The following is a 25,814-nucleotide window of genomic DNA, read 5'->3' on the forward strand; positions in this document are numbered from 1 at the left end:
GCTTGGCGTGCCGCATCATCGCGGCTTCGAGTCCCTGAAGGAGCCAGTCATGTCCCGTGTTCAAACTGCCGCCATTCGAAGCAAGCGTTTGCTGCGCCTGCTGCCGGCCCTGGCCTGTGCGGCCGGCGCGCTGGCCGCGCACGCCCAGTCGGGCATGCCGCCATGGCAGGGCGAGGGCGCGGTGCGCCACGTCTGCGGCGGCATCGGTTCGGACGAGTCGAACGCGATGCGCGCGGCCATGAAGGACCATCCGCTCGCATTGCTGTTCGCGCGCGCCGATGGCGCCTACCTGGCCGACGTGCAGGTCGATATCAGGGGCGCCGACGGGGCCACGGCGCTGTCGCTGCGCGCCACCGGGCCGGTGTGCCTGGTCGACATTCCCGCGGGCCGCTACACCGTGGCCGCGACGACCCAGAATGGCGAGTCGAAGAGCCAGAACGTGACGGTGGGCGGCGGTTCGAAGACCGCGAGCTTCAGGTTCTGAGCCTCCGGGGCCGCGCGGACTGGCGGCAACGGATCTCTTGCTGAACCTGGCCGGTGCACCCCCAGTCGGTGCAGGATGTCACGGTTCGCGGTGAAAACGTGGGCGATCCCGCCCGCATCTTCCTCTCTGGTTGTAAAACAAACGTTTTACTTTTTTCGCCCATTCGGGGCGTCACGCCTTCCGGCGCCGCGTCCCGATCGACAGCACGCGTGCGTGCGGCGTATCGACGCAGTGCTTCTGCGTTCACCAGACCACCGGGGAATCATCGACATGAACAAGACATTCCGTTCTTTGTGGAGCGACGCACTGGGCACGTGTGTGGCCGCCTCCGAGACCACCAAGGCGTGCGGCAAGCGCGTCAGCGGCACGGTTGCCGCAGGCGCTTTGCTGGCCGCGGGCCTGCAGGGGGTCGCCTGGGCCGACACCACCATGGGCTCCTACACGTTCAATCCCCAGGGTGCGATCTGCACCGCCGTTGGCACACCCGCAGCGGGATCGTCGGCCTGGACCTGCAAGGTTCCCAACGGCAGCGGTGGATTCGCCACCATTTCGGGCATTGCGACCGACCCCGCCGGCGGCCCGGACCTGGCCGGCCTCGCGACGATGGTCTCCGCGAACCTCGGGCCGGGCGCCACGCTGATCGGCCACACGAACACCAAGGCGCAGGGCGCCCGCAGCATCGCCATCGGCAACGGCGCCGAGGCGGCGGCGCGGGATTCGCTGGCCGTGGGCCACAACGCAAAGGTGCAGGGCGCCGCGAGCGAGAACACCGTCGCCGTGGGCCCCCAGAACACGCTGACCGACAGCAAGAACGCGCTGACGCTCGGCATCTCGAACGTCACGACCGATTCGCAGGTCGTGGGCATCGTCGGTGGCCAGAACACGGCCAAGAACGCGCAGGGCTCGAGCATCATCGGCGTGCTGAACACGCTGGACACCAGCACGGCGACCAGCATCATCGGTGTCCAGAACACGGTGAGCAACTCGGCCAATGCCAACGTGATCGGCCTGGGCAATTCGGTCACCGGCGGCTCGCAGCAGAACACGGTCATCGGAGAGGGCAACGCGCTCGCCGGTGCACAGAAGAACTTCGTGGCCGGGTTCGGCAACACGCTGGGCAGCGGCTTGGGCGACACCCAGGTCATCGGCTCGGACGTCACGGTCAGCAAGGATGTGCAGGACGGGGTGGCGCTGGGCAGCCGCACCACCGTTGCGAACAGCGGCGATGTGGCGCTGGGCGCGGGGTCGGTCACGGCCGCCGCGGTGGCGACCACCGGCACGACTCTCAACGGCACCACCTACAGCTTCGCAGGCACCGCGCCCGGCAGCACGGTGAGTGTGGGCGCCCCGAATGCGGAGCGCACCATCACCAACGTCGCGGCCGGCCGGCTCGATGCGACCAGTACCGACGCGGTCAACGGCAGCCAGTTGGCCGTCACCAACCAGGCGCTCGAGGCGAGCAGGACCAGGTACTACAGCGTCAACTCGACGGGCGGCACCAACGCGGACAACCTCGGTGCCACGGGACAGGACGCGATCGCGTCGGGCAAGAACGCGGCTGCGGCCGGGAGCGCGGCCGTGGCAGTGGGACTGGACAGCGCTGCCAGCGGACCCGACAGCGTGGCCATCGGGCGCGGCGCGAAGGCCCTTTCCACGCGCGACGTGATGATCGGCGAAGGTGCCGGCGCGGGTAGCGCCATCGGCAGGGACAACGTCGGCATCGGCGCGCAGGCAGGCCGAGGCCGTGTCGGCGGCAGCAGTTTCAATACCGCCATCGGGTATTCGGCGGGCTCGGCGGTCAACGGCAACGCGAACACGGCGCTCGGCCGAAATGCCGGCCAGAACGTGACCGGGTCCGAGAACATCGGCATCGGCACGAGCGGCGGACGCGTCGTCACCGGAAACTGGAACGTCGGCGTGGGCGAGAACGCGGGCAGTGGCGTCAAAGGCGACAACAATTCCGCCTTCGGAACACGGGCCGGCTGGACCGTGACCGGCAGCCAAAACACCGCGCTGGGCGATTCCTCCGGCCGCGACGTGACGGGCTTCAACAACACCGCGCTGGGCGCATCCGCGGGCACCGGCCGCACCGGCGACGACAACGTGGCGCTGGGCAACCGGGCCGCCCGGCAGGCCACCGGCAATGCCAACGTGGGGATCGGCAATGACGCCGGTTCACGCGTGACCGGCGCCAACAATGTAGCCATCGGCACGCTCGCCGGCACGAAGATTTCAAGCTCCGAATTCATGGCAGTGACGGACACCGTGGCCATCGGCAACGAGGCGCTGGCCGGTGCGGACCGCGCCGTGGCCGTGGGTCCGCAGGCCCAGGCCCTGGGCGAACGCAGCATCGCCATCGGCCATGACGCGATCGCAACGGGCTCCGTGGCCATGGGCGCATCGGCGCGCGCCGGCAACGGCGGCGCGGCGTTCGGCGACGGGGCGGTGGCGAGCTACAACGGCGGCGTGACCGATCCGGCGATCGTGGCGGGCGCCGCTCTGGGAGAGAACGCCAGTGCGGACGCCAGCGGTGCCACGGCGCTCGGCACGGGCAGCCGCGTGACGGCGGCGCATGGCGTGGCGTTGGGCAGCGGCTCGGTGGCGTCCGCCGCCGCTGGCGTGGCCGGCTATGTGCCCGCCGGCGCCAGCAAGGTGCAGCAGGAGGCCATCGCGGCCACGACCAGCACGCTGGCCGCCGTGAGCGTGGGCGATGCGGTCAACGGCAAGTACCGCCAGGTCAATGGCGTTGCGGCCGGTACCGCGGACAGCGACGCCGTCAACGTGTCCCAGCTCCGCGCGGTGGACCAGGCCGCCAATGCGGGCTGGAACCTGAGCGCCGACGGCGGCACGACCAGCGAGAACATCGGTCCGGGCAAGACGGCCAGCTTCGCGGCGGGCAGCAACACCGTGGTCGGCCGCGTGGGCAACACCATCACGTACGGCGTGGTAGAGAGCCCCGAGTTCGCAGGCACGGTGACCGCCAAGGGCTTCAGCGCGGGCGGCACGAAGATCGACACCCATGGCGTGACGACGAGCACGACCGTCGGCGGCGTCACCACCAGCGGCCCCAGCCTGACCACGGGCGGCATCGATGCGGCGGGCACGAAGGTGACCCGCGTTTCCGATGGCACGAACGGCACCGACGCGGTGAACCTGAACCAGTTGAATGCGGTGAGCAACGTCGCCAACGCGGGCTGGAACGTCCAGGCCAATGGCGACACCGCCACCAAGGTGGCGCCGGGCGACACGGTGCAATATCTGGATGGCCGGAACATCGCCGTGACGCGCAGCGGCAACGACATCACCGTGTCGACCAAAGCGGACCTGGCGGCCGACAGCCTTGCCGCTGGCGGCACGGTGATCGATACCCGAGGCGTGACGACGAGCACGACCGTCGGCGGCGTCACCACCAGCGGCCCCAGCCTGACCACGGGCGGCATCGATGCGGCAGGCACGAAGGTGACCCGCGTGGCCGACGGCACGTTGAGCGCCACCAGCACCGATGCGGTCAACGGCAGCCAGCTGTCCGCCACCAACGCGGCAGTCGCCGCACTCGACACCACGGTCAACCAGAGCAAGACGCGCTACTACAGCGTCAGTTCGAGCGACACGGCCGCGGGCAGCAACCATGCCAACGATGGCGCGGTCGGCACCGACACGCTGGCTGCAGGCGTGGGCGCCAAGGCGTCGACCGTGAATGCACTCGCCGTCGGCACGCGCGCCTCGGCCTCCAATACGAATGCCGTGGCGCTGGGCGCCAACGCCCGCGCCACGAACGCCAACAGCGTGGCGCTCGGCAGCGACAGCGAGGACAAGGCCTTCGTGCAGGTCGACGAGGCCACGGTGCCCAGCGTGGTGGCCACGCTCAATGCCAATGGCGCGGTGAGCTATGCCGCGGGGCCGGGCATCAGCTTCGGCGGCTTCGCCGGCACGGCGATCGGTGTGGTGAGCGTGGGCAGGTTCGGCGGCGAACGCCAGATCGTCCACGTGGCACCCGGTGCGATCAACGCGAGCAGCACCGACGCGGTGAACGGCAGCCAGCTGTATTCGCTGGCCACGCAGGTCGATGCCCTCGGCGGGCGCATCACCACGCTGGTCAACAATGCGCAGACCCACTACGTCAGCATCAACGACGGGGGCACACCGCAAGGCAACTTCGACAACACGGGCGCCGGTGCCGTGAACAGCATCGCCGTGGGCCCGAACGCCACCGCCACCGTCGCCAACAGCGTGTCGCTCGGCGCCGGGGCCACCACCCGCGCGGCAGTGCCGACCTCCGGGACAACCCTTCGGGGGAAGGACTACGACTATGCGGGCGCCGAGCCCGCGGGCGTGGCAAGCGTGGGGGCGCCCGGCGCCGAGCGGCAGCTCCAGAACGTGGCGGCCGGCCAGGTGGATGCCACGAGCACCGATGCGGTCAATGGAAGCCAGCTCTATGCGACCCACCAGGCCATCAACAACATCGAGACTGGCGGTGGCGGCATCAAGTATTTCCATGCCAATGCAAAGGGCACCGATTCGCACGCGGAGGGGGCGCGCAGCGTGGCGATCGGCCCGAACGCCGTCGCAAAGGCCAACGACGGCGTGGCGCTCGGCGACGGCGCATTGGCCGACCGCGCCGGAATGAATGGGCAACTGGAGAAGTTCTCGCGCGTCTCGGTGCTGTCGGCGCAGGGTGCGGTCGCGGTGGGCGCCGAGGGCGGCGAGCGCCAGATCACCCACGTTGCGGGCGGCACCGACGCCACCGACGCGGTGAACGTGCGCCAGCTGCAGGCGGTGCAGGCCGGTGGCGTGCGCTACGACACGAACGTGGATGGCAGTGCCGACTACAACAACGTGACCCTGGGCAAGGGCGGCGCCACGGGACCCGTGGCCTTGCACAACGTGGCGCCGGGCGTGGCGCCGCGCGACGCGGTGAACGTGCAGCAGCTCCAGCGGCAGGCCGAATTCCAGAGGGGCTACACCGATGCGCGCGCCGAGGCGCTCGGCAGCGAGATCCGCGGAGTTGCGCGCGACGCCTACGCGGGCGTCGCGGCCGCGATGGCGGTGCAGATGCCCGGCAGCTACGTGCCCGGCAAGACGGTGATGCGCGTGGGCTACGGCGTCTTCAAGGGCGAGAGCGCAGTGGGGGTGAGCTTCCGCCGCACGGCCAAGAGCAACGACTGGAGCATGACCGGCGGCGTCGGCGTGAGCAGTGCGGGCGCGGCCGCCACGGTCGGTGCCGAATGGGTTTTCAATTGAGCGGAAATGGCCCTGGTCAGTGCGCTGCCAGCGCCGCTTCGATGTCGGCTGCCAGCGCGGCCGGCTTGTCGAGCGGCGCATAGCGCTTGATCACCTGACCGTCGCGCCCCACCAGGAACTTGGTGAAGTTCCACTTGATCGCCGTGCTGCCCAAAAGGCCCGGCTTCTCCTTGGTGAGCCATTGGTAGAGCGGTGCCGCGCCGCTGCCCTTGACCTCGATCTTTTCCATCATCGGAAAGCTCACGCCGTAGTTGCGGGTGCAGAAGGCGCCGATCTCCTCGTTGCTGCCCGGGTCCTGGCCGCCGAACTGGTTCGACGGAAAGCCCAGCACCACGAGCCCCTGGTCCGCGTATTTCTCGTGCAGTTCCTCGAGCCCAGCGAACTGCGGTGTGAAGCCGCACTGGCTGGCGGTGTTGACGATGAGCAGCACCTTGCCGCGGTAGTCCGCGAGGCTGACCGCCTGGCCGTCGATGCGGCGGGCTTCGAAGTCGTGGATGCTGCTGGCCATGGCGCTTCCTTCATCATCAAGTGGCGGAGGGAAGCCGATCATCGCTGCGCGCAGGCGTTCGCGCAAATGCCGACCAGGCCGCCGCGAGCACGATCAGCGCGCCGCCCGCAAGGATGCGCGGGCTCATCGTGGCCGCGCCGAGCGTCACCGACGAGACGCTCGCGAACAGCACCTCCGACAACATGATCACCGCAGTGGCGCTGGCCGCGAGCCGTGCCGCACCGTATTGCAGGCAGACGTTGGCCACCACGAAGCCGACGCCCAGCAGCATGGCCCAGCCGATCCATCCCGGCGTGGCCAGGAGCGGCGAGGCGAAGGCGCCGAGCGCGGTGCCGCTCGCGGCCGCGGTGCCCGCGACCAGCGCGCAGCCGCTGAACATCGCGAGTGCGCGCGATTCGCCAGGCGCAGCGCGCAGGTGGCGCAGGACGATGTTGGTCACCGCGAAGCCGAAGCCCGCCGCGAGGCCCAGCCAGTCGGGCAGGCTCGCGGGCACCGGCCAGTCGACGCCCGGCGCCTTGAGCACCACGACGACGCCGCCGAGCGCGAGCGCCACGCGTGCGAGCGCGCCGCCCGTAGGCCGCTCGCCCAGCACCGCCCAACCCAGCAGCACGCTCCACAGCGGCATCATGTAGAACAGCAGCACCACGCGCACCACGTCGCCTTGCGTCACCGCCCAGTTGAAGCCCAGGTTGGTGAAGCCGGCAGCAAGCCCGAGCAGCACCAGCATCGGAAAGTCCGCGAAGCCGCGCCAGGCGTGGCGGCGCAGCAGCCCCATCGCCAGCGAGATCGCCGCGTAGATCAGGAAGGTGGTCCAGACCGGATGCAGCCCGTGGGCCTCGACGTGGCGGAACGGAAACCATGAAACGCCCCACACGAAGGCGTTGAAGATCAGTGCAAGGGGAGCCAAGAGGAGGTCAATGATGCTTGTCGCTGCGGGCGATCGCGAGCAGGTGTTCGACTTCTTCCGGATACTTGCGCAGGTTCTGCTGGTGCCAGCGCTGGATGATCCACATGACGCCCGCCACCACGCCGCCGAAGGCGGCGATGGCCGCGTAGGCCGAAAGGCCCAGGCCGGTGCAGGCGCTGTAGAAGCCGCCAAGCAGCAGGATGCAGGCCTGCTCGTTGAAGTTCTGCACCGCGATCGAACGGCCCGCGCCCATCAGGTTATGGCCGCGGTGCTGCAGCAGTGCATTCATCGGCACTACCAGGAAGCCACCGAGCCCGCCGAGCAGGATCAGGAAGGGCACCGCGAGCCAGACGCTGCCGATCAGGTTCATGCAGATGACCAGCACCCCCATGGCGATGCCCATCGGGATCACGCGCGTGGCCATGTCCAGCCGCATGCGCATCGAGGCAACGATGGCGCCCACCGCCATGCCGATCGTCACCACGCCGGTGAGGGCGGTGGCCTGCGTGGTGTTGTAGTCGAGCGCAAGCCCGGCCCAGGCCAGCACGATGTACTTGAGGTTGGCGCCCGCACCCCAGAACAGCGTGGTGGTGGCGAGCGAGATCTGCCCGAGCTTGTCGCGCCACAGGCGCGCATTGCAGTTCCAGAAGTCGGGCATCAGCGCGAACATGTTGCGCGCGAGGCCATGCGCGGGGTTGGCGCGCAGCGGGCGCATCTCGACGCCGGTGCTCGGGATGCGGGTGTTGAACCAGGCCGCGAGCGCGTAGACGAAGATCAGCACCGAGATCGCCGCCTCGGCCGGCGACTCGACGCCGGTGTCCAAGAGCGGGATGTCGATCGCGAGCAGCCAGCTCGAGATTGCATGGCCCACCAGCGAGCCGCCGAGCACGATGCCCAGCAGGATCGAGGCGATCGTCAGGCCCTCGATCCAGCCGTTGGCCTTGACCAGCTGCGAGGCCGGCAGCAGTTCGGTGAGGATGCCGTACTTGGCCGGCGAATAGGCCGCGGCGCCGAGCCCCACGATCGAGTACGCGAGCAGCGGGTGCGAGCCGAACAGCATCATCAGGCAGCCGATCACCTTGATCGCGTTGCTGATGAACATCACCCGCCCCTTGGGCAGCGCATCGGCGAAGGCGCCCACGAGCGGTGCGAGCACCACGTAGAAGACCGCGAAGATCGGCACCAGCGCGGCACGCTGCCATTCGGGCGCCCCGTTGCTTCGCATCAGCTCCACGGCCACGACGAAGATCGCGTTGTCGGCCAACGACGAAAAGAACTGGGCCGACATGATCGTGTAGAAACCGCGCTTCATCGATGGGCTGGCTGGCCAGGAGCTCGCTGGCAGTAGTGAGAAAGGCCGCGTCCTTCACGGCGAATGGGCGGTTATAGCATGGGGGTACGACTGGCAAACCCGCATGGCCACACCGGGCGCCCCGGTCCGCGAAGGTGCTAAAACCCCGGTCTTCTACCTTCGGGATTTCCCATGCCGCGCCCCATTCTCGCCACTGTCCACACCGCCGCACTGCGGCACAACCTCGACCGGGTGCGGCGCAGCGCCGTCGATGCCCGCGTCTGGGCCGTGGTCAAGTGCAATGCCTACGGCCACGGCATCGAGCGCGTGTACGAAGGCCTGCGCGGCGCCGACGGCTTCGCGCTGCTCGACCTGGCCGAAGCCGAGCGCGTGCGCGCGCTCGGCTGGCGCGGGCCGGTGCTGCTGCTCGAGGGCGTGTTCGAGGCGCGCGATCTCGAGCTCTGCTCGCGGCTCGACCTCTGGCACACGGTGCATTGCGACGAGCAGATCGACATGCTCGCCGCGCACAAGACGCTCAAGCCGCAGCGCGTCTTCCTCAAGATGAACTCGGGCATGAACCGCCTGGGCTACGCGCCCGAGCGTTTCGGCGCGGCCTGGACGCGGCTCAATGCGCTGCCGCAGGTCGACGAGATCTCGCTGATGACGCACTTCAGCGACGCCGACGGCGAGCGCGGCATTGCGCACCAGCTTGCGGTGTTCGAGCGCGTCACCAAAGACCTGCCCGGCGAGCGCTCGATCGCCAACAGCGCGGCCACGCTGCGGCATGCCTCGCAGGCCCGGGGCGACTGGGTGCGCCCCGGCATCGTGCTGTACGGCAGCGCGCCCGACCATCCCGAGCACGACGCCGCGCACTGGCAACTCGAACCCACGATGACGCTCTCGACGAAGCTGCTCTCGGTGCAGACGCTGCAGCCCGGCGACACCATCGGCTATGGATCGCGCTTCACGGCCGAGGCGCCGCTCACCATCGGTGTGGCCGCGGCCGGCTACGGCGACGGCTATCCGCGCCACTGCGACACCGGCACACCGGTGCTGGTGAACGGCGTGCGCACGCGCATGGTGGGCAGGGTCAGCATGGACATGATCACCGTCGACCTCACGCCCGTGCCCGACGCGAAGTTCGGTAGCGAGGTCACGCTCTGGGGCCGTTCGGCCGTGAACGGCGCGACGCTCTCGATCGACGAGGTCGCGCGTGCCGCCGGCACCATCGGCTACGAGCTCATGTGCGCGGTGGCGCAGCGCGTGCCGTTCGCGCCCACCGCGCACGAAGAATGAAGCCCGCTCGCTGAGCGGCCTGCATGGACCTGCGGACCCTGCGCTATTTCATCGCCGTGCTCGAGGCCGGCAGTCTCTCGCGCGCGGCCGGTTCGCTCTACATCGCGCAGCCGGCGCTCACGGCGCAGATCAAGAAGCTCGAGGCCGAGCTCGGCGCGCAGCTCTTCGACCGCTCGCATGCGGGCGTGACGCCCACGCCCGCCGGCATGCAGCTCTACGAAGACGCGCGGCGGCTCTTGTCGGACGCCGATGCGGTGCGCGAGCGTATCCAGCGGCTGCCGCAGGGACCCGAGGGCTCGGTGACGGTGGCGGTGCCGTTCCTGATCGCCTCGCTGCTGCTCGGGCCGGTGCTGGCCGCGCTCAAGACCAGCCATCCGCGCATCCGCGTGTTCGTGCTCGACGACCTGAGCCTGGCCGTGAAGAAAGCCATGCTCGACCGCCGCGCCGACGTCGGCATCCTCGTGGACACGCCGCAAGTCGAAGGATTGGACTGCCGGCCGCTCGCGCGCGAGTCGATCTTCGTCTGCGGCTACGACCGCGATGGCGCCCTGTCGGCGCACCTGCGGCGGCGGGCGCGCGGAAAGAACACGAAGCCCGAGGTCGCTTTCGCCGACGCGGCGCGCCTGCCGCTCGTGCTGCAATCGCGCCGCTTCTCGATCCGCCAGCGCGTGGAGGAGGCTGCCGCGTCGCTGGGCGTGACGCTGAACCTCGCGCACGAACACGATTCGGCGCGCGTGATCCGCTCGCTCTACGGCTGCGGTGCGGGCTACACCTTCACGCCGGCCTGCGCACTCGGCGACAGCCCGCACGGCGGCGACGACTGGGTTGTTGCGCGCGTGGTGGAGCCCGCGCTGCAGCGCAGCTACACCATCGCCATGCCCGCCGAGCGCGCGCCCGATCCGGCCGTGCAGGTGGTGGCCGAGGCGCTGGCCGAGCAGGCGGCGCGGTTGATCCGCGAAGGGCGCTGGGAGGCCGAGCTGCTCGCGCACGACAGCGCGAGGCGCACGCCTCGGGCATAGCCGCACGCACGGCGAGCAAGCGGGGCCATCAATCCGATTGATGGCCCGGCATCAGCAAACGGTATTTCCTCTTGGCTGCCGCTTTGCGGGACAGTGGCGCATCGCATGCAGAACCCATGCATGCACGCATCCAGGAGACAACCCTTGCCACACACCTCCACGGTCGCCAATGTCGGCGAACTCGTCTCGCGCTGCGCGCGCATCCACGGCCGGCGCATCGCGCTGCGCACCGCCGACCGCAGCCTGAGCTACGAAGCGCTCGACCGCCGTTCCAACCGCCTGGCCAACGCGCTGCTCGCATGCGGTCTGCAGCGCGGCGACCGCGTCGGCATCTACCTGCCGAACTGCACCGAGATCGTCGAGATCGAACTGGCCTGCTACAAGGCCGCGCTCGTCAAGGCACCGTTCAATGCGCGGCTGTCGCCGACCGAAGTGGGCGACATCGTGACCAACAGCGTCGCGGCGCTGATCGTTACCACTGCAGAGCGCGCCGAAGCCTTCCTGCCGCACCTGAAGGGCGGCAGCGCGGAGATGCCCAGGCTGCTGTTCATCGACGGCCCCGAGGATGCCGATAGCTCCTATGCCGGCCTGCTCGAACGCGCGAGCGATGTGTTCGAGGCGGTCAGCGTCCAGGCCGACGAGCTTGCCGTGCTGCACTACACCTCAGGCTCGTCGGGCGTGCTGAAGGCGGCGATGCAAACCTTCGGCAACCGGCTCGCGCAATTGCGCAAGTTCCTCATGCGTTCCGAGGGCATGCGCGAAGGCCACCTGCTCGGCCTCGTGGGCCCGATCACGCATGCCTCGGGCATGCAGATCGTGCCGGCGCTGTGCAGCGGCGCGACCATCCGTCTGTTCGCGGGCTTCGAGCCCGGGCGCTTCCTGGCCGACATGAAGGCCGACCGCGTGACGCACACCTTCATGGTGCCGACCATGATCAACATGCTGCTCGGCGAGCTCGAAGGCCGGTACCGGCCGCTGCCAGACCTGCTGCGCCTGGGCTATGGCGCCGCGCCCATGGCGCCGGCCCGCATCCTGCGCGCGATGGACGTGTTCGGACCGGTGCTGTCGCAAGGCTACGGCGCGGGCGAGACCACCTCGGGCGTGTGCGGCCTGAGCGTGGAAGACCACCTGTTCGCACGCGCCGCAGCGCCCGAGCGGCTTGCCTCGTGCGGCCGGCCGTTCCTCGAATCGAGGGTCGAGATCGTCGACGACGCGGGAGAGCCCGTGGCCACGGGCGAGATCGGCGAGATCGTGGTGGGCGGCGCCGACGTGTTCGCGGGCTACTGGCGCGCCCCCGAGCTCACGGCCGAGGTGCTGAAGAACGGCCGCTATCACACGGGCGACCTCGCGCGTATGGACTCGGAGGGCTTCGTCTACATCGTCGATCGCAAGAAGGACATGGTCATCAGCGGCGGCTTCAACGTCTATCCGTCGGAGGTGGAAGCGGTGCTCTACCAGCACGCGGCGATTGCCGACGCCTGCGTCTTCGCGGTGCCCGACGACAAGTGGGGCGAGGCCGTGGCCGCGCACGTGGTGCTCAAGCCCGGCCATGCGCTCGACGGCGGCGCGCTCGATGCCTTCTGCGCCGAGCGGCTCGGCGGCTTCAAGCGCCCGCGCCGCTTGGCGTTCGTGGAGGCACTGCCGAAGAACCCCAACGGCAAGGTCGCGCGCAAGCAGATCCAGGCGCCGTACTGGGCCGGTCAGAGCCGCATGGTGAACTGAACGAGGACGAGAAGAATGATGAACGACAACGCCACCCCCGCCACGGCAAGCCGCGGCGTCTTCGAGGGCTCGCCGCGCGCCGCCGAGCTGATCGGCCGCATCGAGGGCTTCCTGCACGGCGAGCTGGCCGACATCGTGCGCACGCACGGCATCGACCATGAGCATGGCGCCAGCCGCGAGGTGCTGCAGCAGGTCTGGCGCCGCTCGCATGCGCTTGGCTTCTACGGCATGACGCTGCCCGAATCGATGGGCGGCCTCGGGCTGTCGGTGCTCGACCACGTGCTCATCAAGGAGGCCATCTATGCGAGCGGCTCGCCGCTCGCGCCGCACGTGTTCGGCGAACTCAGCGGGCCGCCGCGCGTGGGTGCTCTCGTGCGCAAGGCCACGCCGCACCACATGCAGAATTTCATCGAGCCGGTGGCCCGGGCCGAGAAGGCGATCTGCTTCGCGCTCACCGAGGCCGAGGCGGGCTCGGACGCCGGCGCGGTGCAGACGCGCGCCGTGCGCGACGGTGAGCATTTCGTGCTCGACGGACGCAAGCGCTTCATCTCGGGCTCGCCCTTTGCCGACTTCGCGGTGCTCATGGCGTCGACCGCTCCGGCCGGGAGCGCGCAGCGCGAGGTCACGGCCTTCTTCGTCGACCTGAAGCAGCCGGGCGTGCGCGTCGAGGCCGGCTACAAGACGATGGCAGGGCAGTCGCACACCGGCGACATCGTGCTCGAGAACTGCCGCATTCCCGCGGCCAACCTGATCGGTGAACCCGGGCGCGGGCTCGCGCTGGCGCTGGGCCGCATCACGGTCAACCGGCTTCTGCATTGCCCGGCGATGGTGGGGCTGGCGGCGGTGGCGCTGCGCGACGCCTGCGCCTATGCGGGCCAGCGCAAGCAGTTCGGCCGCGCGATCGGGCAGTTCCAGGCGGTCCAGCACATGCTGGCCGACATGGCGACCGAGCTGGCCGCCGCGCGGGCGCTCATGGTGTCGACGGCGCGCCAGATCGATGCCGGCAGCGAAGCGCGCGCCGAGGCCTCGATGGCCAAGCTGTTCTGCTCCGAAGCCGCGTTCCGCATCGCCGACCGCGCGGTGCAGGTCCACGGCGGCGAAGGCATCGTGCAGGGGCGGCGCGTGGAGTTCCTGTTCCGCATGCTGCGCATGTACCGGGTGCTGACCGGCACCAGCGAGATCCAGCGCAACACGATCGCGCGCGAGCTGCTCGGCGACGCCGGCTGACGACAAGACAGAGACACACCAGGAGACAAAAGACATGAACAGACTGCTGCAACGGCGCCACGTGCTGGCCGCCTCCCTCGCCGCCGCGTTGCTGCCGGCCGCCTCGTGCGCGCTGGCCGCCGAGGCCGCATGGCCCGAGCGCCCCATCAAGTGGGTGGTGCCCTACCTCGCGGGCACCGGCCCCGACATCACCGCGCGCATCCTGGCCGAGGCCGTGGGGCCGCTGCTGGGCCAGGCGGTGGTGATCGAGAACAAGGCCGGCGCGGCCGGCAACATCGGCGCCCGGCTGGTGGCGCGCGCTGCGCCCGACGGCTACACCTGGATCTATTCGGCCGCACCGATGGCCGCGAACATGCGCATGTACCGCGACCCGGGCTACGACGCGCTCAAGGACTTCCGCCACATCATGCGGGTGAGCACCTCCGACATCGCGCTGGTGGTCAACGCCGCGTCGGGCATCGGGAGCCTCGACGAACTGGCGGCCAAGGCGCGCGCCAATCCAGGCGCGCTGAACTACGCGTCGGGCGGGGTCGGTACGCCCTCGCACCTGGGCGTGGAGCTGCTGCTGAACGCGCTGAATGCCGAGGCGCTGCACGTGCCCTACAAGGGCGCGTCGGAGCTGGTGAACGCGATCCTCGGCAACCAGGTGACGTTTGGAACGCCGATCCTGTCGGTCGCCTATCCGCTGATCCAGTCGGGCAAGCTCAAGCCGCTCGCGATCGCGGGCCCGCGCCGCAACCCCAAGCTGCCCGATGTGCCGACGCTGGCCGAGCTCGGTGTGAAGGGTGTCGAGCTCACGTCATGGGGCGGCGTCTCGGTGCCGGCCGGCACGCCTGACGCGGTGGCTGCACGCATCGCCGCGGCTTTCGAGAAGGCGCTCGCGACGCCTTCGGTTCAGGCCGGCCTGACCGAGAACGGCGGCCAGGCGAGCCCGCTGCCCGCGCCCGAATACACGCGCGGCTTCACCAAGGAAATGACGCTGACCGAGGTGATGATGAAGCAGGTGAAGCTGCAGCCTCAGTAGAGGCCCAGGCGCCGCGCCTGCAGCCGCGCCAGGCCCAGCAGCGCATCGGTGAAGGGCGTTGCCACGGCAGTGAGTTCGCCGAGTTCGCGCACCACGGTCACGAGCGCATCGAGCTCGACCGCGCGGCCGGCTTCGACGTCCTGCAGCATCGAGGTCTTGAAGGCGCCGAGCTTCTTCGTCACCTCGTGGCGGTCTTCGGGGCTCTGTGCGATCTCGATGCCGATGCGGCGCCCGATCTCCTTGGCTTCGAGCATCACGGCCGAGATGAAGCCGCGCACGAAATCGTCGCCCATGATTAGGTCGGTGGTGGCGCCCGTGAGCGCGCTGATGGGGTTGACGGTCATGTTGCCCCAGAGCTTGAACCACACGTCGCGCTGGATCTGCGGCGAGAGCGTGGCGTCGATGCCGGTGCGCTGCAGCAGCGCCAGCAGCTTCTGCACGCGCGGCGTGGCCGCGCCCGAAGGCTCGCCCACGATCAGGCCATTGCCGAAATGGTGCCGCACCACGCCGGGCGCATCGAGCGAGCAGCTGCAGTGCACCACGGCGCCGATCACGTTGGCCGCGGGAATGGCGCGTGCGATCGCGCCGTCGGGGTCGACGGCCGCGAGCCGGCGGCCGGTGATCGGGCCGCCGAAGCCGCCTTCGAGAAACCACCAGGGCACGCCGTTCATCGCTGTCAGCACCACGGTGTCGGGACCGATCAGCGGGCCGATGCGCTCGGCCACGCCGGCCAGCGCGGGCGCCTTGACGGCGATGACCACCAGGTCCTGCACGCCCAGCGCCTCGGGGTCGGCCACGGCGTTGACCGGCACGCGCGTGCGCACCTCGCCGCGCATCAGTGAGAGTCCGTCTCGTTGCAGCGCCTCGAGCGTGGCGCCGCGCGCCACCACGTTGAGCCGCTCGCCCGCCTGCGCGAGGCCGACGCCGATCCATCCGCCGATCGCGCCGGCGCCGTAGATGCAGATCTTCATCGCTTCAGTTCTTGTAGGAGGGATCGATGCGGTCGATTTGGCGCACCAGCGCGTCGAACACGTCCTGGCCCGCGCCGTGGTTCGGGTTGAACTGCAGCGCGTCGCGCGTGCACTTGCGCGCGATGTCCTCGCTCACGGGGATAGCCTGGCCCATCGAGAGCGTCGCCATCTGGATGTCGCAGGCCCGCTGCAGCGTCCAGAGGATCGCGAAGGTCTGCGGCAGCGTCTGGCCCCAGGCCAGCAGGCCGTGGTTGCGCAGGATCACCGCATTGCGGTTGCCGATGCTTCGGAGCAGGCGCGGCCCTTCGTCGGCATGGATGGTGATGCCCTCGAAGTCGTGGTAGGCCACCATGTCGTGCAGCTGGGCGGTATAGAAATTGGTCTGCTGCAGGCCGCCCTGCAGACAGGCCACGGCCACGCCGGCCGTGGTGTGGGTGTGCATGACGCAGTGCGCGCCTTCGAGGCCGTCGTGGATGGCCGCATGCACCGTGAAGCCGGCCGGGTTCACCGGCCAGGTCGAGCCGTCGAGCACCTTGCCCTGCAGGTCGATCTTCACGAGGTTGCTCGCCGTGACCTCGCTGTAGTGCAGCCCGAAGGGGTTGATGAGGAACTGCTTCTCGCCGCCCGTCACGCTGTCGGGCAGCCGCACCGTGATGTGGTTGTAGATCATCTCGGTCCAGCCCAGCATCGCGAAGACGCGGTAGCAGGCCGCGAGCTCTTCGCGTGCGGCGCGCTCGTCGGGATGGATCGACGGATGGACCAGCGCGGTGGGCGCGGTGGTGGCGGGTGCGTTCATGGCAGTTCCTTTCAGATGACGCTTGTCTTGGCCCCGAACTCTTCGCGGGAAACACCGCGGAACCGGCTTTGCCGGGCCGCTGGTGTTGCCCCCTTGAGGGGGAGGCGGCTACACGAAGTGAGCCGCTTCGGGGGTGGGCTACCCCTCAGCAGTGAAGCCGACCTCCTTGACGATCGGCGCCCACTTGGCAGTGTCCTTCTTGAGCAGCTCGGTGAGCTCGCCTGGCGTCGACGACATGGCCTCGAGCCCAAAGGTACCGAGGCCGTCGATCACGTCCTTCTGCAGCAGCGCGTTCTTCATCGCCGTGCTGAGCTTCGCGACCACGTCGGGCGACGCCTTGGCGGGCAGGAAGAAGGCGAACCATTCGCTGTGCGCCATGTCCTTGATGCCCTGCTCGCCGAAGGTCGGCACCTCGGGGGCGAAGCGGTTGCGCTTGGCGCCCGAGACGCCCAGGATGCGCACCTTGCCCGAGGCCAGGTGCTGCGTGATGTCGCCGATCGGGCCCGACACGGCCGAGATGTTGCCGCCGAGCAAGTCGAGCATGGCCGGCTGGGTGCCGCGGTAGGCCGCATGCTTGAGTTCGACGCCGCCCTTCTTGCCCAGCAGCGCGCCGATGAAGTGCGGCGTGGAGCCCGCGGCCGGCGAGCCGTAGTTGGCGCCGGTCGGGTTGGCCTTGGCCCAGGCGAGGAACTCGGGCACGTTCTTGACGCTCGCGGGCACCGCGGGGCCGACCGCGAAGCCGAAGTCGAAGATGCAGGCCAGGCTCACCGGGGTGAGGTCGACCATCGGGTCGTACGGCAGCTTCTTGTAGATGTGGGGATAGATCGTGAGGATCGAGGTCGGCGTCTGCAGGATGGTGGCGCCGTCGGCCGGGCGGCCCTTCACGTAGCTGACAGCGATCTGGCCGCCCGCACCGGTGCGGTTCTCGACCACCGCGGTCTTCGCGTAGTCGGGGCTCAGGCGGGTCGCTACGCGCCGGCAGGTGGTGTCCGACGTGCCACCGGCCGCAAAGCCGGTGACGATGGTGGCGGTCTCGATGGAGGCCTGGGCGAAGGCGTGCTGGCCCAGGCTGGCGAGCAGCGCCGAGGCACCGGTGGTCTGCAGCAACTGGCGGCGGTTGAAGGTCATGATGGGTCTCTCTCCGGGGTAGGGTGGTTGCGTTTCACGACTCGTCGCGCAGCCAGGTGACTGCGCCCGAATGGGTCACGGCACCCTGATGGGCAGGGCGCACGGTGAGCGCGTATTTTTCCAGCAAGCCACGGTGCTGGACCCCCGCGTTTACGTTGATGACCCCGCGCGCTGCGAGCCGCCCGGCGATCTCCTCCGCCCCCAGTTCGACCGAGATGCTGCGCGCTTCGGCGCGTGCGTCGATCGCCACCATGTCGCCGTCACGCAACGCCGCGATCGGGCCACCGTCCGCCGCCTCGGGCCCCGCATAGCCGATGCACAGGCCGCGCGTCGCGCCCGAGAAGCGGCCGTCGGTCAGGAGCGCCACCTTGTCGCCCATGCCCTGGCCGTAGAGCAGGGCGGTGATGCCGAGCATCTCGCGCATGCCCGGGCTGCCCTTGGGGCCCTCGTTGCGGATCACGATCACGTCGCCGGGCGCATAGCGGCGGTTCTGCACCGCGGCCTGCGCCTGTTCTTCCGACTCGAAGACGCGCGCCGGCCCGCGGTGCACCAGCGTCTTCAGGCCGGCCGTCTTGAGCAGGGCGCCGTCGGGGCACAGGTTGCCTTTGAGCACCGCCAGGCCGCCGTCGCGCGTGATCGGGTTGCCCGCTGCACGCACGACCCGGCCGTCGGGCGCAGAGGCGCCGGCGAGCTCCTCGGCCAGCGTGCGGCCGGTGAAGGTCAGCGCGTCGCCGTGCACGAAGCCCTGGTCCATCAGCGTGCGCAGGATCACGCCCGCGCCGCCGATGTAGTAGACGTCGCGCGCCAGGTACTGCCCGCCCGGGCGCAGGTCGGCGATGAGCGGGGTGCGCGCGAAGATCTCGGCCACGTCGTCGAGGTGAAAGCGGATGCCCGCCTCGTGCGCGATCGCCGGCAGGTGCAGCGCGGCATTGGTCGAGCCGCCCGTGGCCGACACCACGGCGCAGGCGTTCTCGAGCGCCTTGCGCGTGACGATGTCGCGCGGCAGCGGCGCGTCGCCCATCACCGCCTTCATCAGGTGCTTCGCGGCGCGGCGCATCAGCGGCGCTCGCTCGCTGAACACCGCCGGCACCATGCTCGAGCCGATGGGCGCGAGGCCGAGCGCCTCGGACACCATGCCCATGGTGTTGGCCGTGAACTGGCCCGCGCAGGCGCCCGCGGTGGGCAGGCAGGCGCGGCTCATGGCGTCGAGTTCGTCGGTCGTGGCGGTGCCGGCGAGCACCTTGCCGATGGTCTCGTAGGTGTCGACCACGTTCAGGTCGCGCCCGTCGGGCCCGGGCATCTGCCCCGGCAGCGCCGAGCCGCCATGCACGAACACGCTCGGCACGTTGCAGCGCACCATGCCCATCATCAGGCCCGGCAGGTTCTTGTCGCAGGCGCCGATCGCGAAGATGCCGTCCCACTGGTGGCCGCGCGTGGAGGCCTCGACGCTGTCGGCGATGAGTTCGCGCGAGATCAGCGAGAAGCGCATGCCCGAATGCGCCATCGTGAGCCCGTCGCTCACCGACACCACCGGGCATTCGTGCGGCGTGCCGCCGCCCGCATAGATGCCGGTCTTGGCATGCTGCGCCTGCTCGCGCAGGTTGAGGTTGCAGGGGCTCATCTCGCCGCCGGTGTGGAACACGCCGATGTGCGGGCGTTCGATGTCCTCGTCGTCCTGCCCCAGCGCATGCAGGAAGCTGCGCGTGGTGGCGCGGATCGTGCCCTCGCGGATGATGGCGGAGCGGAAGCGCGGCGGTTTCTTCGGGTCGGTCGGGGTGGTCATTGGCTGGCGGGCGGCTGGCGTTCGGTCAATGGATGGGTTTGCAGAAGGCGTCAGTAGCTGCCGGGCGCGGCGCTGGCGGCCGCGCCCTCGGGCTTGAACTTGCCCGCCAGCGCGCTGGCCGCTGCGGCCAGCAGCATGGTGTCCACGCCCACGGCGACGAAGGCCGCGCCCGCAGCGAGCCACTTGCGCGCCTGCTCCTCGGTGGTCGAGAGGATGCCGGCCGCCTTGCCGGCCTTCTGGATGCGTGCGATCGCATCGGCGATCGCGGCCTGCACTTCGGGGTGGCCGGGCTGGCCCACGAAGCCCATCGAGGCCGAAAGGTCGGCCGGACCGATGAACACGCCGTCCACGCCGGGGGTGGCGGCGATCGCGTCGAGGTTCCTCATCGCCTCGACCGTCTCGGCCTGCACCAGCAGGCAGGTCTGGGCATTGGCCTCGTGCAGGTAGTCGGGGTAGGCCTGCCAGCGCGAGGCGCGCGCGAGCGCACTGCCCATGCCGCGCACGCCTTCGGGCGGGTAGCGCATGCCCTGCACCATGCGCGCGGCCTGTTCGGCGGTGTCGACCATCGGCACCAGGATGGTCTGCGCGCCGATGTCGAGCATCTGCTTGAGCAGCGTGGTGTCGCCGACCGGCACGCGCACCACCGGCTGCGGCCGCGTGGCGCCCTCGGGCAGTGCCGACCAGGCGCTCGAGATGCCCTGCAGCTGCGCGAGGATCGAGCGCACGTCGTTCGGCGCATGCTCGCCGTCGACCAGCAGCCAGTCGTAGCCGGTGCCGGCCAGGATCTCGGCCGCATAGCCGTCGGCTAGGCCGACCCAGAGACCGATCTGGGCGCGCTTGCCGGCCAGGGCCTGCTTGAAGGTGTTGAGGGGTGTCTGCATGGGACGATGTCTCGGTAGTGGCGGGTCAGGCGAGTCTGAACGAAATCGCGCCGAGGGGGCCGTAGTCGGCGTGGAAGGTGTCGCCCGCGAGCGCGGTGGTGGGGCGCGTGAACGAACCGGCGAGCACCACCTCGCCGGCCGCGAGGTGCTCGTCCCAGGGCGCGAGCTTGTTCGCGAGCCAGGCCACGCCGGTGGCCGGGTGGTTGAGCACGGCCGCGGCCACGCCGGTCTCCTCGATCACGCCGTTCTTGTAGAGCAGCGCGCCGACCCAGCGCAGGTCGACCGCATCGGGTTTGACCGGCCGGCCGCCGAGCACGATGCCTGCGTTGGCCGCGTTGTCGGCGATGGTGTCGAACACCTTGCGCGGCGCCTTGGTGTGGCGGTCGAACTGCTCGATGCGCGCATCGATGATCTCGATCGCGGGCACCACGTAGTCGGTGGCCGCGAGCACGTCGAAGATCGTGACCCCCGGCCCCTTGAGTGGCCGGCCGAGCACGAAGGCCAGCTCGACCTCGATGCGCGGCGCGATGAAGCGCGTGAAAGGAATGTCGGCGCCCTGCTCGAAGAACATGTCGTCGAGCAGCGTGCCGTAGTCGGGCTCGCTGATCTGGCTCGACAGCTGCATCGCGCGCGAGGTCAGGCCGATCTTGTGGCCCTTGACGGTGCGCCCCCCGGCGATCTTGTGCGCGACCCAGGCGCGCGAGACGGCGTAGCCGTCCTCGACCGTCATCTCGGGAAAGCGCTTGGAGAAATGCTCGACCTGCACGCGCGTGCGTTCGCTCTCGTGCAGTTCGGCGGCCAGTTGGGCGATGGTGGCGTCGGAAAGCATGGCAGTCTTCTTCTCAGCCTTTGTTGAACAGGGGATGCAGGTTGCTGTGCTTGCCGTCGTACACCTGCTGCGGGCTTTCGTCGATCTGCAGCGTGATGCCGATGTGGCGGCGCTCGAGCACCGGCGCGAAATGCGTCTTCACCGCCACGAGCAGGTCGTCGCCGGCCTTCTTCTTCACGGCATCGGTGCGGCCCGCCGCCATGCGCAGGTTGAGGTAGACGAAGGCGTAGTCGGCCTTCCCGTCCGCCACCGCGTGGTGCGCAGCCGGGTAGGCCAGCACGCGCGTGCCGCCCGTGGGAAAGACCGGCCGGCCCGCCGCGTCGCGCTGCGCGAGCATGGTGTCGGCAAGCGTGCGGCAGAGCGCCGTCATGTCGGTCTCGGGCTCGATGTTGGGCGTGTAGAGGATCACCAGGTGCGGCATGCGTCGTGCTCCCTTGCTCAGGCGGTGGCGGCGTCGGCCGGCAGCGGCGTGACCGGGAAGATCGCGTTGATCTGTCCCGTGCCCGAGCTGCCGAAATAGGGCGTCACGATCTCCACGGGTGCGGTGTAGCGGTCCCAGCCGAGCAGGCCCAGCAGCATCGCGGTGTCGTGCATGTCGCCTTCGCCCCAGCACTTGTCGGCATACATCGGCAGCATGCCGACGAATGTTTTCCAGTCGCCGGCCTTCCAGAGTTCGACCACGCGATGGTCGACCTGCTCGAGAAACGGGTCGTAGACCTTGTGCATGAACTCGGGCGCGCGGCCGTTGTCGGCGAAGTGGTGCGAGAGCGAACCGCTCGCGAACACCGCGACCGTGCCGTCGTAGCGCTCCTCGATCGCGCGGCGCACCGCGAGGCCGAAGCGGCCCGACTCGGCGAGGTCGTGCCAGTCGCACCAGCCGCTGATGCTGATCACCTTGTAGCGCTGGTCGGCATTCATGTAGCGCATCGGCACCAGCGTGCCGTACTCGAGCTCGAGCGTGGTGTCGCTGTGCGCGCGGCTCTTCACGCCCATCTCGTTCGCCACGTCGGCGATCAGGTGCCCGAGCGCCGGGTTGCCCGGGTAGGCATAGGGCATGTTCTTGATGAAGTGCGGCAGCTCGTTGCTGGTGTAGGTGCCGCCGAATTCCGGACCGCAGTTGATGTGGTATTCGCTGTTGACCTGCCAATGCACGTCGAACACCACGATGGTGTCCACGCCCAGCGCGCGGCAGCGGCGGTCGATTTCCTTGTGGCCCTGAATCGCGGCGTCGCGGCAGCCGAAGTTCGGCCCCGGAAATTCCGACAGGTACATCGACGGTACATGCGTGATCTTGGCGGCGAGTGCGAGCGTGCCCATGGTCAGACTCCCCAATGCGGAATGTGGTGATTGCCCAGCGACACCGCCACGTTCTTCGGCTCGCAGAACACCTCGTAGCTCCAGGTGCCGCCTTCGCGGCCCGTGCCCGAGGCCTTGGTGCCGCCGAAGGGCTGGCGCAGGTCGCGCACGTTCTGGCTGTTGACGAAGCACATGCCGGCCTCCACCGCGGCGGCGACGCGGTGGGCGCGGCCGATGTTCTCGGTCCAGACGTAGCTCGAGAGGCCGTAGGCGATGTCGTTGGCCAGTTCGATCGCATGCGCCTCGTCCCTGAACGGGATCAGGCAGGCGACGGGGCCGAAGATCTCGTCCTGCGCGATCTTCATGCGGTTGTCGACGTCGGCGAAGACGGTCGGCATCACGTAGTTGCCGCGCTTCACCCGCTCGGGCAGATCACTCGGCGCATCGAGCCCGCCGCACAGCAGCGTCGCGCCCTCCTTCGGGCCCAGCTCGATGTAGCTGCGCACCTTGGCCAGGTGGGCCTGCGAGATCATCGGGCCGACGATGGTCTTCTCGTCGAGCGGGTCGCCGACCGCGATGCGCTTCGCGCGCTCGGCGAACCTGGCGGCAAAGTCGGCATAGATCGACTGCTGCACCAGGATGCGCGAACCCGCGGTGCAGCGCTCGCCGTTGTTGCTGAAGATCATGAAGACGGCTGCGTCGAGCGCGCGGTCGAGGTCGGCGTCGTCGAAGATCACGAACGGGCTCTTGCCGCCGAGCTCCATGCTGAACTTCTTCAGGCCCGCGCTCTTCACGATGCGGTTGCCCGTGGCGGTGGAGCCGGTGAACGAGATCGCGCGCACGTCGGGGTGCGCCACCAGCGGCTCGCCGGCGTCCTTGCCGTAGCCGTGCACCAGGTTCAGCACGCCCGGCGGAATGCCGGCTTCGAGCGCGAGTTCGCCGAGCCGCGCGGCGGAGAGCGGCGAGAGCTCGCTCATCTTCAGCACCGCGGTGTTGCCGAAGGCCAGGCAGGGCGCGACCTTCCAGGTGGCCGTCATGAACGGCACGTTCCACGGGCTGATGAGCGCGCACACGCCCACCGGGTGGAACAGCGTGTAGTTCAGGTGCGTGGGCGTCGGATAGGTGTGGCCGTCGACGCGCGTGCACATCTCGGCGAAATAGTGGAAGTTGTCGGCCGCGCGCGGCACCAGCTGCTTGCCGGTCTGGGCGATGACCTGGCCGCAATCGTCGGTCTCGGTGCGCGCGATCTCGGGCACGTTTTTGGCAATCAGCTCGCCAAGCCTGCGCATCAGCTTCGCGCGTTCGGGCGCGGGCAGGCCGGCCCACTTGGGAAAGGCTTCCTTGGCGGCTGCCACGGCGGCGTTCACTTCGGCCTCGCCGCCCGCGGCGACCTCGGCCAGCACTTCCTGCGTGGCGGGGTTCACGGTCTCGAAGTAGTCGGTGCCGGCAACGCGCCGGCCGGCGATCAGGTGGTCGATTCTCATGCGGGTCCTTCGATGGTGTTCTGGAGGGCGCCGATGCCCTCGATCTCGGTCACGACCACGTCGCCGGGCCGGCAGTCGACCACGCCGTCGGGCGTGCCGGTGAGGATCAGGTCGCCGGGCGACAGCGTCATGAAGCGGCTGAAGTACTCGATCAGGAAGGGCGCGTCGAAGATCATGTCGCGCGTGTTGCCTTGCTGGGTGACCTTGCCGTTGACGGTGGTGCGCAGCGCGAGCGACATCGGATCGGGCACGTCGACCGCATCGACGAACCATGGGCCGAGCGGCGTGCAGGTGTCGCGGTTCTTCACGCGCAGGTTGGGGCGGTACCAGTTCTCGAGGTAGTCGCGGATCGCGTAGTCGTTGGCCACCGTGTAGCCGCCGATGAAGTCGCAGGCGTCATCGCGCTTCACCTTGCGCGCAGTCTTGCCGACCACGATCGCGAGTTCGCATTCGTAGTGCATGAACTGCACGCTGGCGGGCCGGAAGGTCTTCTGCCGGTGCCCCGTCAGCGTGGCCTGTCCCTTGACGAACACCAGCGGTTCCTCGGGCGCCTTGAATTCGAGCTCCTTCGCATGGTCGGCGTAGTTGAGGCCGAGCGCGAGGATGGTGCGCGGGCGTGGCGTCGGCGCCAGCGGCGGCAGCCACACGAGCTGCGCCTGCGGCACGACGCGCCCGTCCTGCAGGCGCACCGCGGCGTCGGGCTGCCCGTCGAGGTCGTGGCTGGTGCCAGTGTGCTCGCGGCCTTCGTAGATGACGCGTGCGTGCTTCATGCGGCCTCCTGCACCAGCGTGTTGACCAGGGGCTCGAAGCCCGCGGCGGAAATCTCGATGCGGTCGCCCGCGCGTGCCAGCGGCCGGCCCGCGCCGCAGCCGAGCAACAGCACGTCGCCGTGTGCGAGCGTCATGAACTCGCCGACATCTGCGAGCAGCTGGCGCGCAGGCCGCACCAGCGTGGCGAAGTCGAGTGTCTGCCGCAGCGCGCCGTTGATGCGGACCTCGACGCTGAAGCCCGCCGGGTCGGCCACTTCCTGCGCATCGCGCAGCGCCGGGCCGATGCCGAGAAACCCGTCGACGCACTTGAACTTGACGGGCGGTCGGAAGAAGCTCGTGTGCGGGATCGACAGGTCGTTCATCAGCACGAAGCCCTCGACGTCGCCGCCGGCGCCGATCACCATGCCGACGGTCGCGCCGACCTCGACTTCGGGCGCGTCCACCGGCACGGCGATCGCAGCACCGTGCGGGCTCCAGGTGTTGGCGGTCTTCACGTAGAGCACCGGGGCCTTCGGCGCGGCCTTGTAGGGCGGCTCGGTCATCTGCGGCACGAGCGCGTCGAATTCGGCGCGAAAGTTCAGCAGCGTGCCGTACACGGTGCCGGTCGGAAGGTAGTGCGAGGCGGTGCCGTTCATGCGGGCTGCTCCAGCGCGATGAGTTCGTCGAGCAGTCCGTAGAGCTGCGTGAGCTTGGTCTTGCCGAGTGACTTTTCCATCCAGGCGTAGTGCGCCTCGATGCTGACTCCCAGGCGCTTGACCAGCCGCATGCCATGCGGCGTGGCCTCGATGACGGTGCGTCGCTGGTCGGCCGGGTCGCGGCTGCGCGTGATGAGCTTGTCGCGCTCCATGCGCGCGAGCACGCCGGTGAGGCTCGGGCCGAGGATGAAGGCCTCGCGCGCCACGTGGCCGGTGTCGACTGCGCCGTTCTCGCCGAGCACGCGTAGCACGCGCCATTGCTGGTCGGACAGCGCGTGTTCGCGCAGGCTCGGCCGCGTGTGGGCCATGACGGCCTCGCGCGCCTGCAGCAGCAGGCGCGGCAGATTGCGGTGGGTGAAGGTGGTGCTCAAGTGGCTCGTCCGGTTCAAATTACTTAACATGTTAAATGATTTGCCAGCTGCTTCCTAGCCGCCACGCATAGGGGTTTGTGCGGACCCCTAA

Annotated in this window: 22 protein-coding genes; 7 read left to right on the plus strand and 15 right to left on the minus strand. The window is 69.4% G+C overall.

Annotated elements, in window-relative coordinates:
• The first annotated feature begins 49 nt into the window (after positions 1 to 49).
• Complete coding sequence (locus AC3A6J_RS16890) at positions 50 to 484, plus strand: carboxypeptidase regulatory-like domain-containing protein (protein WP_487861123.1); 435 nt, start codon at positions 50 to 52, stop codon at positions 482 to 484.
• 270 nt (positions 485 to 754) lie between these two features.
• Positions 755 to 5,725, plus strand: coding sequence for a beta strand repeat-containing protein (locus AC3A6J_RS16895; RefSeq protein ID WP_487861124.1), 4,971 nt, complete (start codon positions 755 to 757; stop codon positions 5,723 to 5,725).
• Positions 5,726 to 5,741: 16 nt separating this feature from the next.
• On the opposite strand, the gene AC3A6J_RS16900 is transcribed toward AC3A6J_RS16895, so the two are convergent.
• Genes AC3A6J_RS16900 through lplT form a run of 3 tightly spaced genes read right to left on the minus strand, consistent with a single transcriptional unit; the run spans position 5,742 to position 8,452 of the window.
• Positions 5,742 to 6,233 (minus strand): glutathione peroxidase, encoded by a 492-nt coding sequence (locus tag AC3A6J_RS16900; RefSeq protein ID WP_487861125.1) that lies wholly within the window; start codon positions 6,231 to 6,233, stop codon positions 5,742 to 5,744.
• Between the two features lie 16 nt (positions 6,234 to 6,249).
• The gene (locus AC3A6J_RS16905; protein WP_487861126.1) at positions 6,250 to 7,140 is read right to left on the minus strand and encodes a DMT family transporter; all 891 of its coding nucleotides are present in this window, start codon (positions 7,138 to 7,140) and stop codon (positions 6,250 to 6,252) included.
• A gap of 7 nt (positions 7,141 to 7,147) precedes the next feature.
• The gene (gene lplT / locus AC3A6J_RS16910) at positions 7,148 to 8,452 is read right to left on the minus strand and encodes a lysophospholipid transporter LplT (RefSeq protein ID WP_487861127.1); all 1,305 of its coding nucleotides are present in this window, start codon (positions 8,450 to 8,452) and stop codon (positions 7,148 to 7,150) included.
• Positions 8,453 to 8,623: 171 nt separating this feature from the next.
• On the opposite strand from lplT, the gene alr reads away from it, so the two are divergent.
• The 5 genes from alr to AC3A6J_RS16935 all read left to right on the plus strand — a co-directional run bounded on the left by alr (position 8,624) and on the right by AC3A6J_RS16935 (position 14,719).
• On the plus strand, positions 8,624 to 9,727 hold the full coding sequence (gene alr, locus AC3A6J_RS16915; protein WP_487861128.1) for an alanine racemase: 1,104 nt from the start codon (positions 8,624 to 8,626) through the stop codon (positions 9,725 to 9,727).
• Positions 9,728 to 9,750: 23 nt separating this feature from the next.
• Entirely contained in the window at positions 9,751 to 10,746 is a 996-nt protein-coding gene (locus AC3A6J_RS16920; protein ID WP_487861129.1) for a LysR family transcriptional regulator, read from the plus strand.
• Between the two features lie 120 nt (positions 10,747 to 10,866).
• Entirely contained in the window at positions 10,867 to 12,468 is a 1,602-nt protein-coding gene (locus AC3A6J_RS16925) for an AMP-binding protein (RefSeq protein WP_487861130.1), read from the plus strand.
• A gap of 18 nt (positions 12,469 to 12,486) precedes the next feature.
• On the plus strand, positions 12,487 to 13,695 hold the full coding sequence (locus tag AC3A6J_RS16930; protein WP_487861131.1) for an acyl-CoA dehydrogenase family protein: 1,209 nt from the start codon (positions 12,487 to 12,489) through the stop codon (positions 13,693 to 13,695).
• Positions 13,696 to 13,729: 34 nt separating this feature from the next.
• The gene (locus AC3A6J_RS16935) at positions 13,730 to 14,719 is read left to right on the plus strand and encodes a tripartite tricarboxylate transporter substrate binding protein (RefSeq protein WP_487861132.1); all 990 of its coding nucleotides are present in this window, start codon (positions 13,730 to 13,732) and stop codon (positions 14,717 to 14,719) included.
• Here the strand turns inward: AC3A6J_RS16935 and AC3A6J_RS16940 are convergent.
• The 12 genes from AC3A6J_RS16940 to hpaR form a co-directional block, all read right to left on the minus strand.
• Positions 14,713 to 15,690 carry a 2-dehydropantoate 2-reductase gene (locus AC3A6J_RS16940; protein WP_487861133.1) on the minus strand — a complete coding sequence of 326 codons (978 nt, stop codon included), beginning with the start codon at positions 15,688 to 15,690 and terminating at the stop codon, positions 14,713 to 14,715. The genes AC3A6J_RS16935 and AC3A6J_RS16940 overlap by 7 nt on opposite strands.
• A gap of 4 nt (positions 15,691 to 15,694) precedes the next feature.
• Complete coding sequence (locus AC3A6J_RS16945; protein ID WP_487861134.1) at positions 15,695 to 16,486, minus strand: class II aldolase/adducin family protein; 792 nt, start codon at positions 16,484 to 16,486, stop codon at positions 15,695 to 15,697.
• A gap of 138 nt (positions 16,487 to 16,624) precedes the next feature.
• Positions 16,625 to 17,614, minus strand: a complete 990-nt coding sequence (locus AC3A6J_RS16950; protein ID WP_487861135.1) for a Bug family tripartite tricarboxylate transporter substrate binding protein — start codon at positions 17,612 to 17,614, stop codon at positions 16,625 to 16,627.
• 34 nt (positions 17,615 to 17,648) lie between these two features.
• Complete coding sequence (gene ilvD, locus AC3A6J_RS16955; RefSeq protein WP_487861136.1) at positions 17,649 to 19,397, minus strand: dihydroxy-acid dehydratase; 1,749 nt, start codon at positions 19,395 to 19,397, stop codon at positions 17,649 to 17,651.
• A 50-nt stretch (positions 19,398 to 19,447) separates the two neighbouring features.
• A complete protein-coding gene (gene hpaI / locus AC3A6J_RS16960; protein WP_487861137.1) occupies positions 19,448 to 20,278 on the minus strand; it encodes a 4-hydroxy-2-oxoheptanedioate aldolase in 831 nt (276 codons plus the stop codon).
• Positions 20,279 to 20,303: 25 nt separating this feature from the next.
• Entirely contained in the window at positions 20,304 to 21,107 is an 804-nt protein-coding gene (gene hpaH, locus AC3A6J_RS16965) for a 2-oxo-hept-4-ene-1,7-dioate hydratase (protein ID WP_487861138.1), read from the minus strand.
• A gap of 13 nt (positions 21,108 to 21,120) precedes the next feature.
• Positions 21,121 to 21,528, minus strand: coding sequence for a 5-carboxymethyl-2-hydroxymuconate isomerase (locus tag AC3A6J_RS16970; protein WP_487861139.1), 408 nt, complete (start codon positions 21,526 to 21,528; stop codon positions 21,121 to 21,123).
• A gap of 17 nt (positions 21,529 to 21,545) precedes the next feature.
• The gene (gene hpaD / locus AC3A6J_RS16975; RefSeq protein ID WP_487861140.1) at positions 21,546 to 22,424 is read right to left on the minus strand and encodes a 3,4-dihydroxyphenylacetate 2,3-dioxygenase; all 879 of its coding nucleotides are present in this window, start codon (positions 22,422 to 22,424) and stop codon (positions 21,546 to 21,548) included.
• Positions 22,425 to 22,426: 2 nt separating this feature from the next.
• Positions 22,427 to 23,887: a 5-carboxymethyl-2-hydroxymuconate semialdehyde dehydrogenase gene (gene hpaE, locus AC3A6J_RS16980; protein WP_487861141.1), complete on the minus strand. Its 1,461-nt coding sequence runs from the start codon at positions 23,885 to 23,887 to the stop codon at positions 22,427 to 22,429.
• Positions 23,884 to 24,657: a fumarylacetoacetate hydrolase family protein gene (locus AC3A6J_RS16985; RefSeq protein WP_487861142.1), complete on the minus strand. Its 774-nt coding sequence runs from the start codon at positions 24,655 to 24,657 to the stop codon at positions 23,884 to 23,886. The genes hpaE and AC3A6J_RS16985 overlap by 4 nt, the downstream gene beginning before the upstream one ends.
• Positions 24,654 to 25,292, minus strand: coding sequence for a fumarylacetoacetate hydrolase family protein (locus AC3A6J_RS16990; protein WP_487861143.1), 639 nt, complete (start codon positions 25,290 to 25,292; stop codon positions 24,654 to 24,656). Before AC3A6J_RS16990 ends, AC3A6J_RS16985 begins: the two co-directional genes overlap by 4 nt.
• Positions 25,289 to 25,723, minus strand: coding sequence for a homoprotocatechuate degradation operon regulator HpaR (gene hpaR, locus AC3A6J_RS16995; RefSeq protein WP_487861144.1), 435 nt, complete (start codon positions 25,721 to 25,723; stop codon positions 25,289 to 25,291). The genes AC3A6J_RS16990 and hpaR overlap by 4 nt, the downstream gene beginning before the upstream one ends.
• Positions 25,724 to 25,814: the final 91 nt, after the last annotated feature.

Source organism: Variovorax sp. Soil_C_39 (assembly GCF_057656815.1).

Excerpts from the sequence above, each read along its gene's own strand:
- AC3A6J_RS16895 (WP_487861124.1), top strand. The coding sequence starts at position 755 with ATGAACAAGACATTCCGTTCTTTGTGGAGCGACGCACTGGGCACGTGT.
- AC3A6J_RS16940 (WP_487861133.1), bottom strand. The coding sequence starts at position 15,690 with ATGAAGATCTGCATCTACGGCGCCGGCGCGATCGGCGGATGGATCGGC.
- AC3A6J_RS16945 (WP_487861134.1), bottom strand. The coding sequence starts at position 16,486 with ATGAACGCACCCGCCACCACCGCGCCCACCGCGCTGGTCCATCCGTCG.
- AC3A6J_RS16890 (WP_487861123.1), top strand. The coding sequence starts at position 50 with ATGTCCCGTGTTCAAACTGCCGCCATTCGAAGCAAGCGTTTGCTGCGC.
- ilvD (WP_487861136.1), bottom strand. The coding sequence starts at position 19,397 with ATGACCACCCCGACCGACCCGAAGAAACCGCCGCGCTTCCGCTCCGCC.
- alr (WP_487861128.1), top strand. The coding sequence starts at position 8,624 with ATGCCGCGCCCCATTCTCGCCACTGTCCACACCGCCGCACTGCGGCAC.
- AC3A6J_RS16950 (WP_487861135.1), bottom strand. The coding sequence starts at position 17,614 with ATGACCTTCAACCGCCGCCAGTTGCTGCAGACCACCGGTGCCTCGGCG.
- AC3A6J_RS16970 (WP_487861139.1), bottom strand. The coding sequence starts at position 21,528 with ATGCCGCACCTGGTGATCCTCTACACGCCCAACATCGAGCCCGAGACC.
- AC3A6J_RS16930 (WP_487861131.1), top strand. The coding sequence starts at position 12,487 with ATGAACGACAACGCCACCCCCGCCACGGCAAGCCGCGGCGTCTTCGAG.
- hpaH (WP_487861138.1), bottom strand. The coding sequence starts at position 21,107 with ATGCTTTCCGACGCCACCATCGCCCAACTGGCCGCCGAACTGCACGAG.
- AC3A6J_RS16925 (WP_487861130.1), top strand. The coding sequence starts at position 10,867 with ATGCACGCATCCAGGAGACAACCCTTGCCACACACCTCCACGGTCGCC.
- hpaI (WP_487861137.1), bottom strand. The coding sequence starts at position 20,278 with ATGCAGACACCCCTCAACACCTTCAAGCAGGCCCTGGCCGGCAAGCGC.
- AC3A6J_RS16990 (WP_487861143.1), bottom strand. The coding sequence starts at position 25,292 with ATGAACGGCACCGCCTCGCACTACCTTCCGACCGGCACCGTGTACGGC.
- hpaD (WP_487861140.1), bottom strand. The coding sequence starts at position 22,424 with ATGGGCACGCTCGCACTCGCCGCCAAGATCACGCATGTACCGTCGATG.
- AC3A6J_RS16920 (WP_487861129.1), top strand. The coding sequence starts at position 9,751 with ATGGACCTGCGGACCCTGCGCTATTTCATCGCCGTGCTCGAGGCCGGC.
- AC3A6J_RS16985 (WP_487861142.1), bottom strand. The coding sequence starts at position 24,657 with ATGAAGCACGCACGCGTCATCTACGAAGGCCGCGAGCACACTGGCACC.
- lplT (WP_487861127.1), bottom strand. The coding sequence starts at position 8,452 with ATGAAGCGCGGTTTCTACACGATCATGTCGGCCCAGTTCTTTTCGTCG.
- hpaE (WP_487861141.1), bottom strand. The coding sequence starts at position 23,887 with ATGAGAATCGACCACCTGATCGCCGGCCGGCGCGTTGCCGGCACCGAC.
- AC3A6J_RS16900 (WP_487861125.1), bottom strand. The coding sequence starts at position 6,233 with ATGGCCAGCAGCATCCACGACTTCGAAGCCCGCCGCATCGACGGCCAG.
- AC3A6J_RS16935 (WP_487861132.1), top strand. The coding sequence starts at position 13,730 with ATGAACAGACTGCTGCAACGGCGCCACGTGCTGGCCGCCTCCCTCGCC.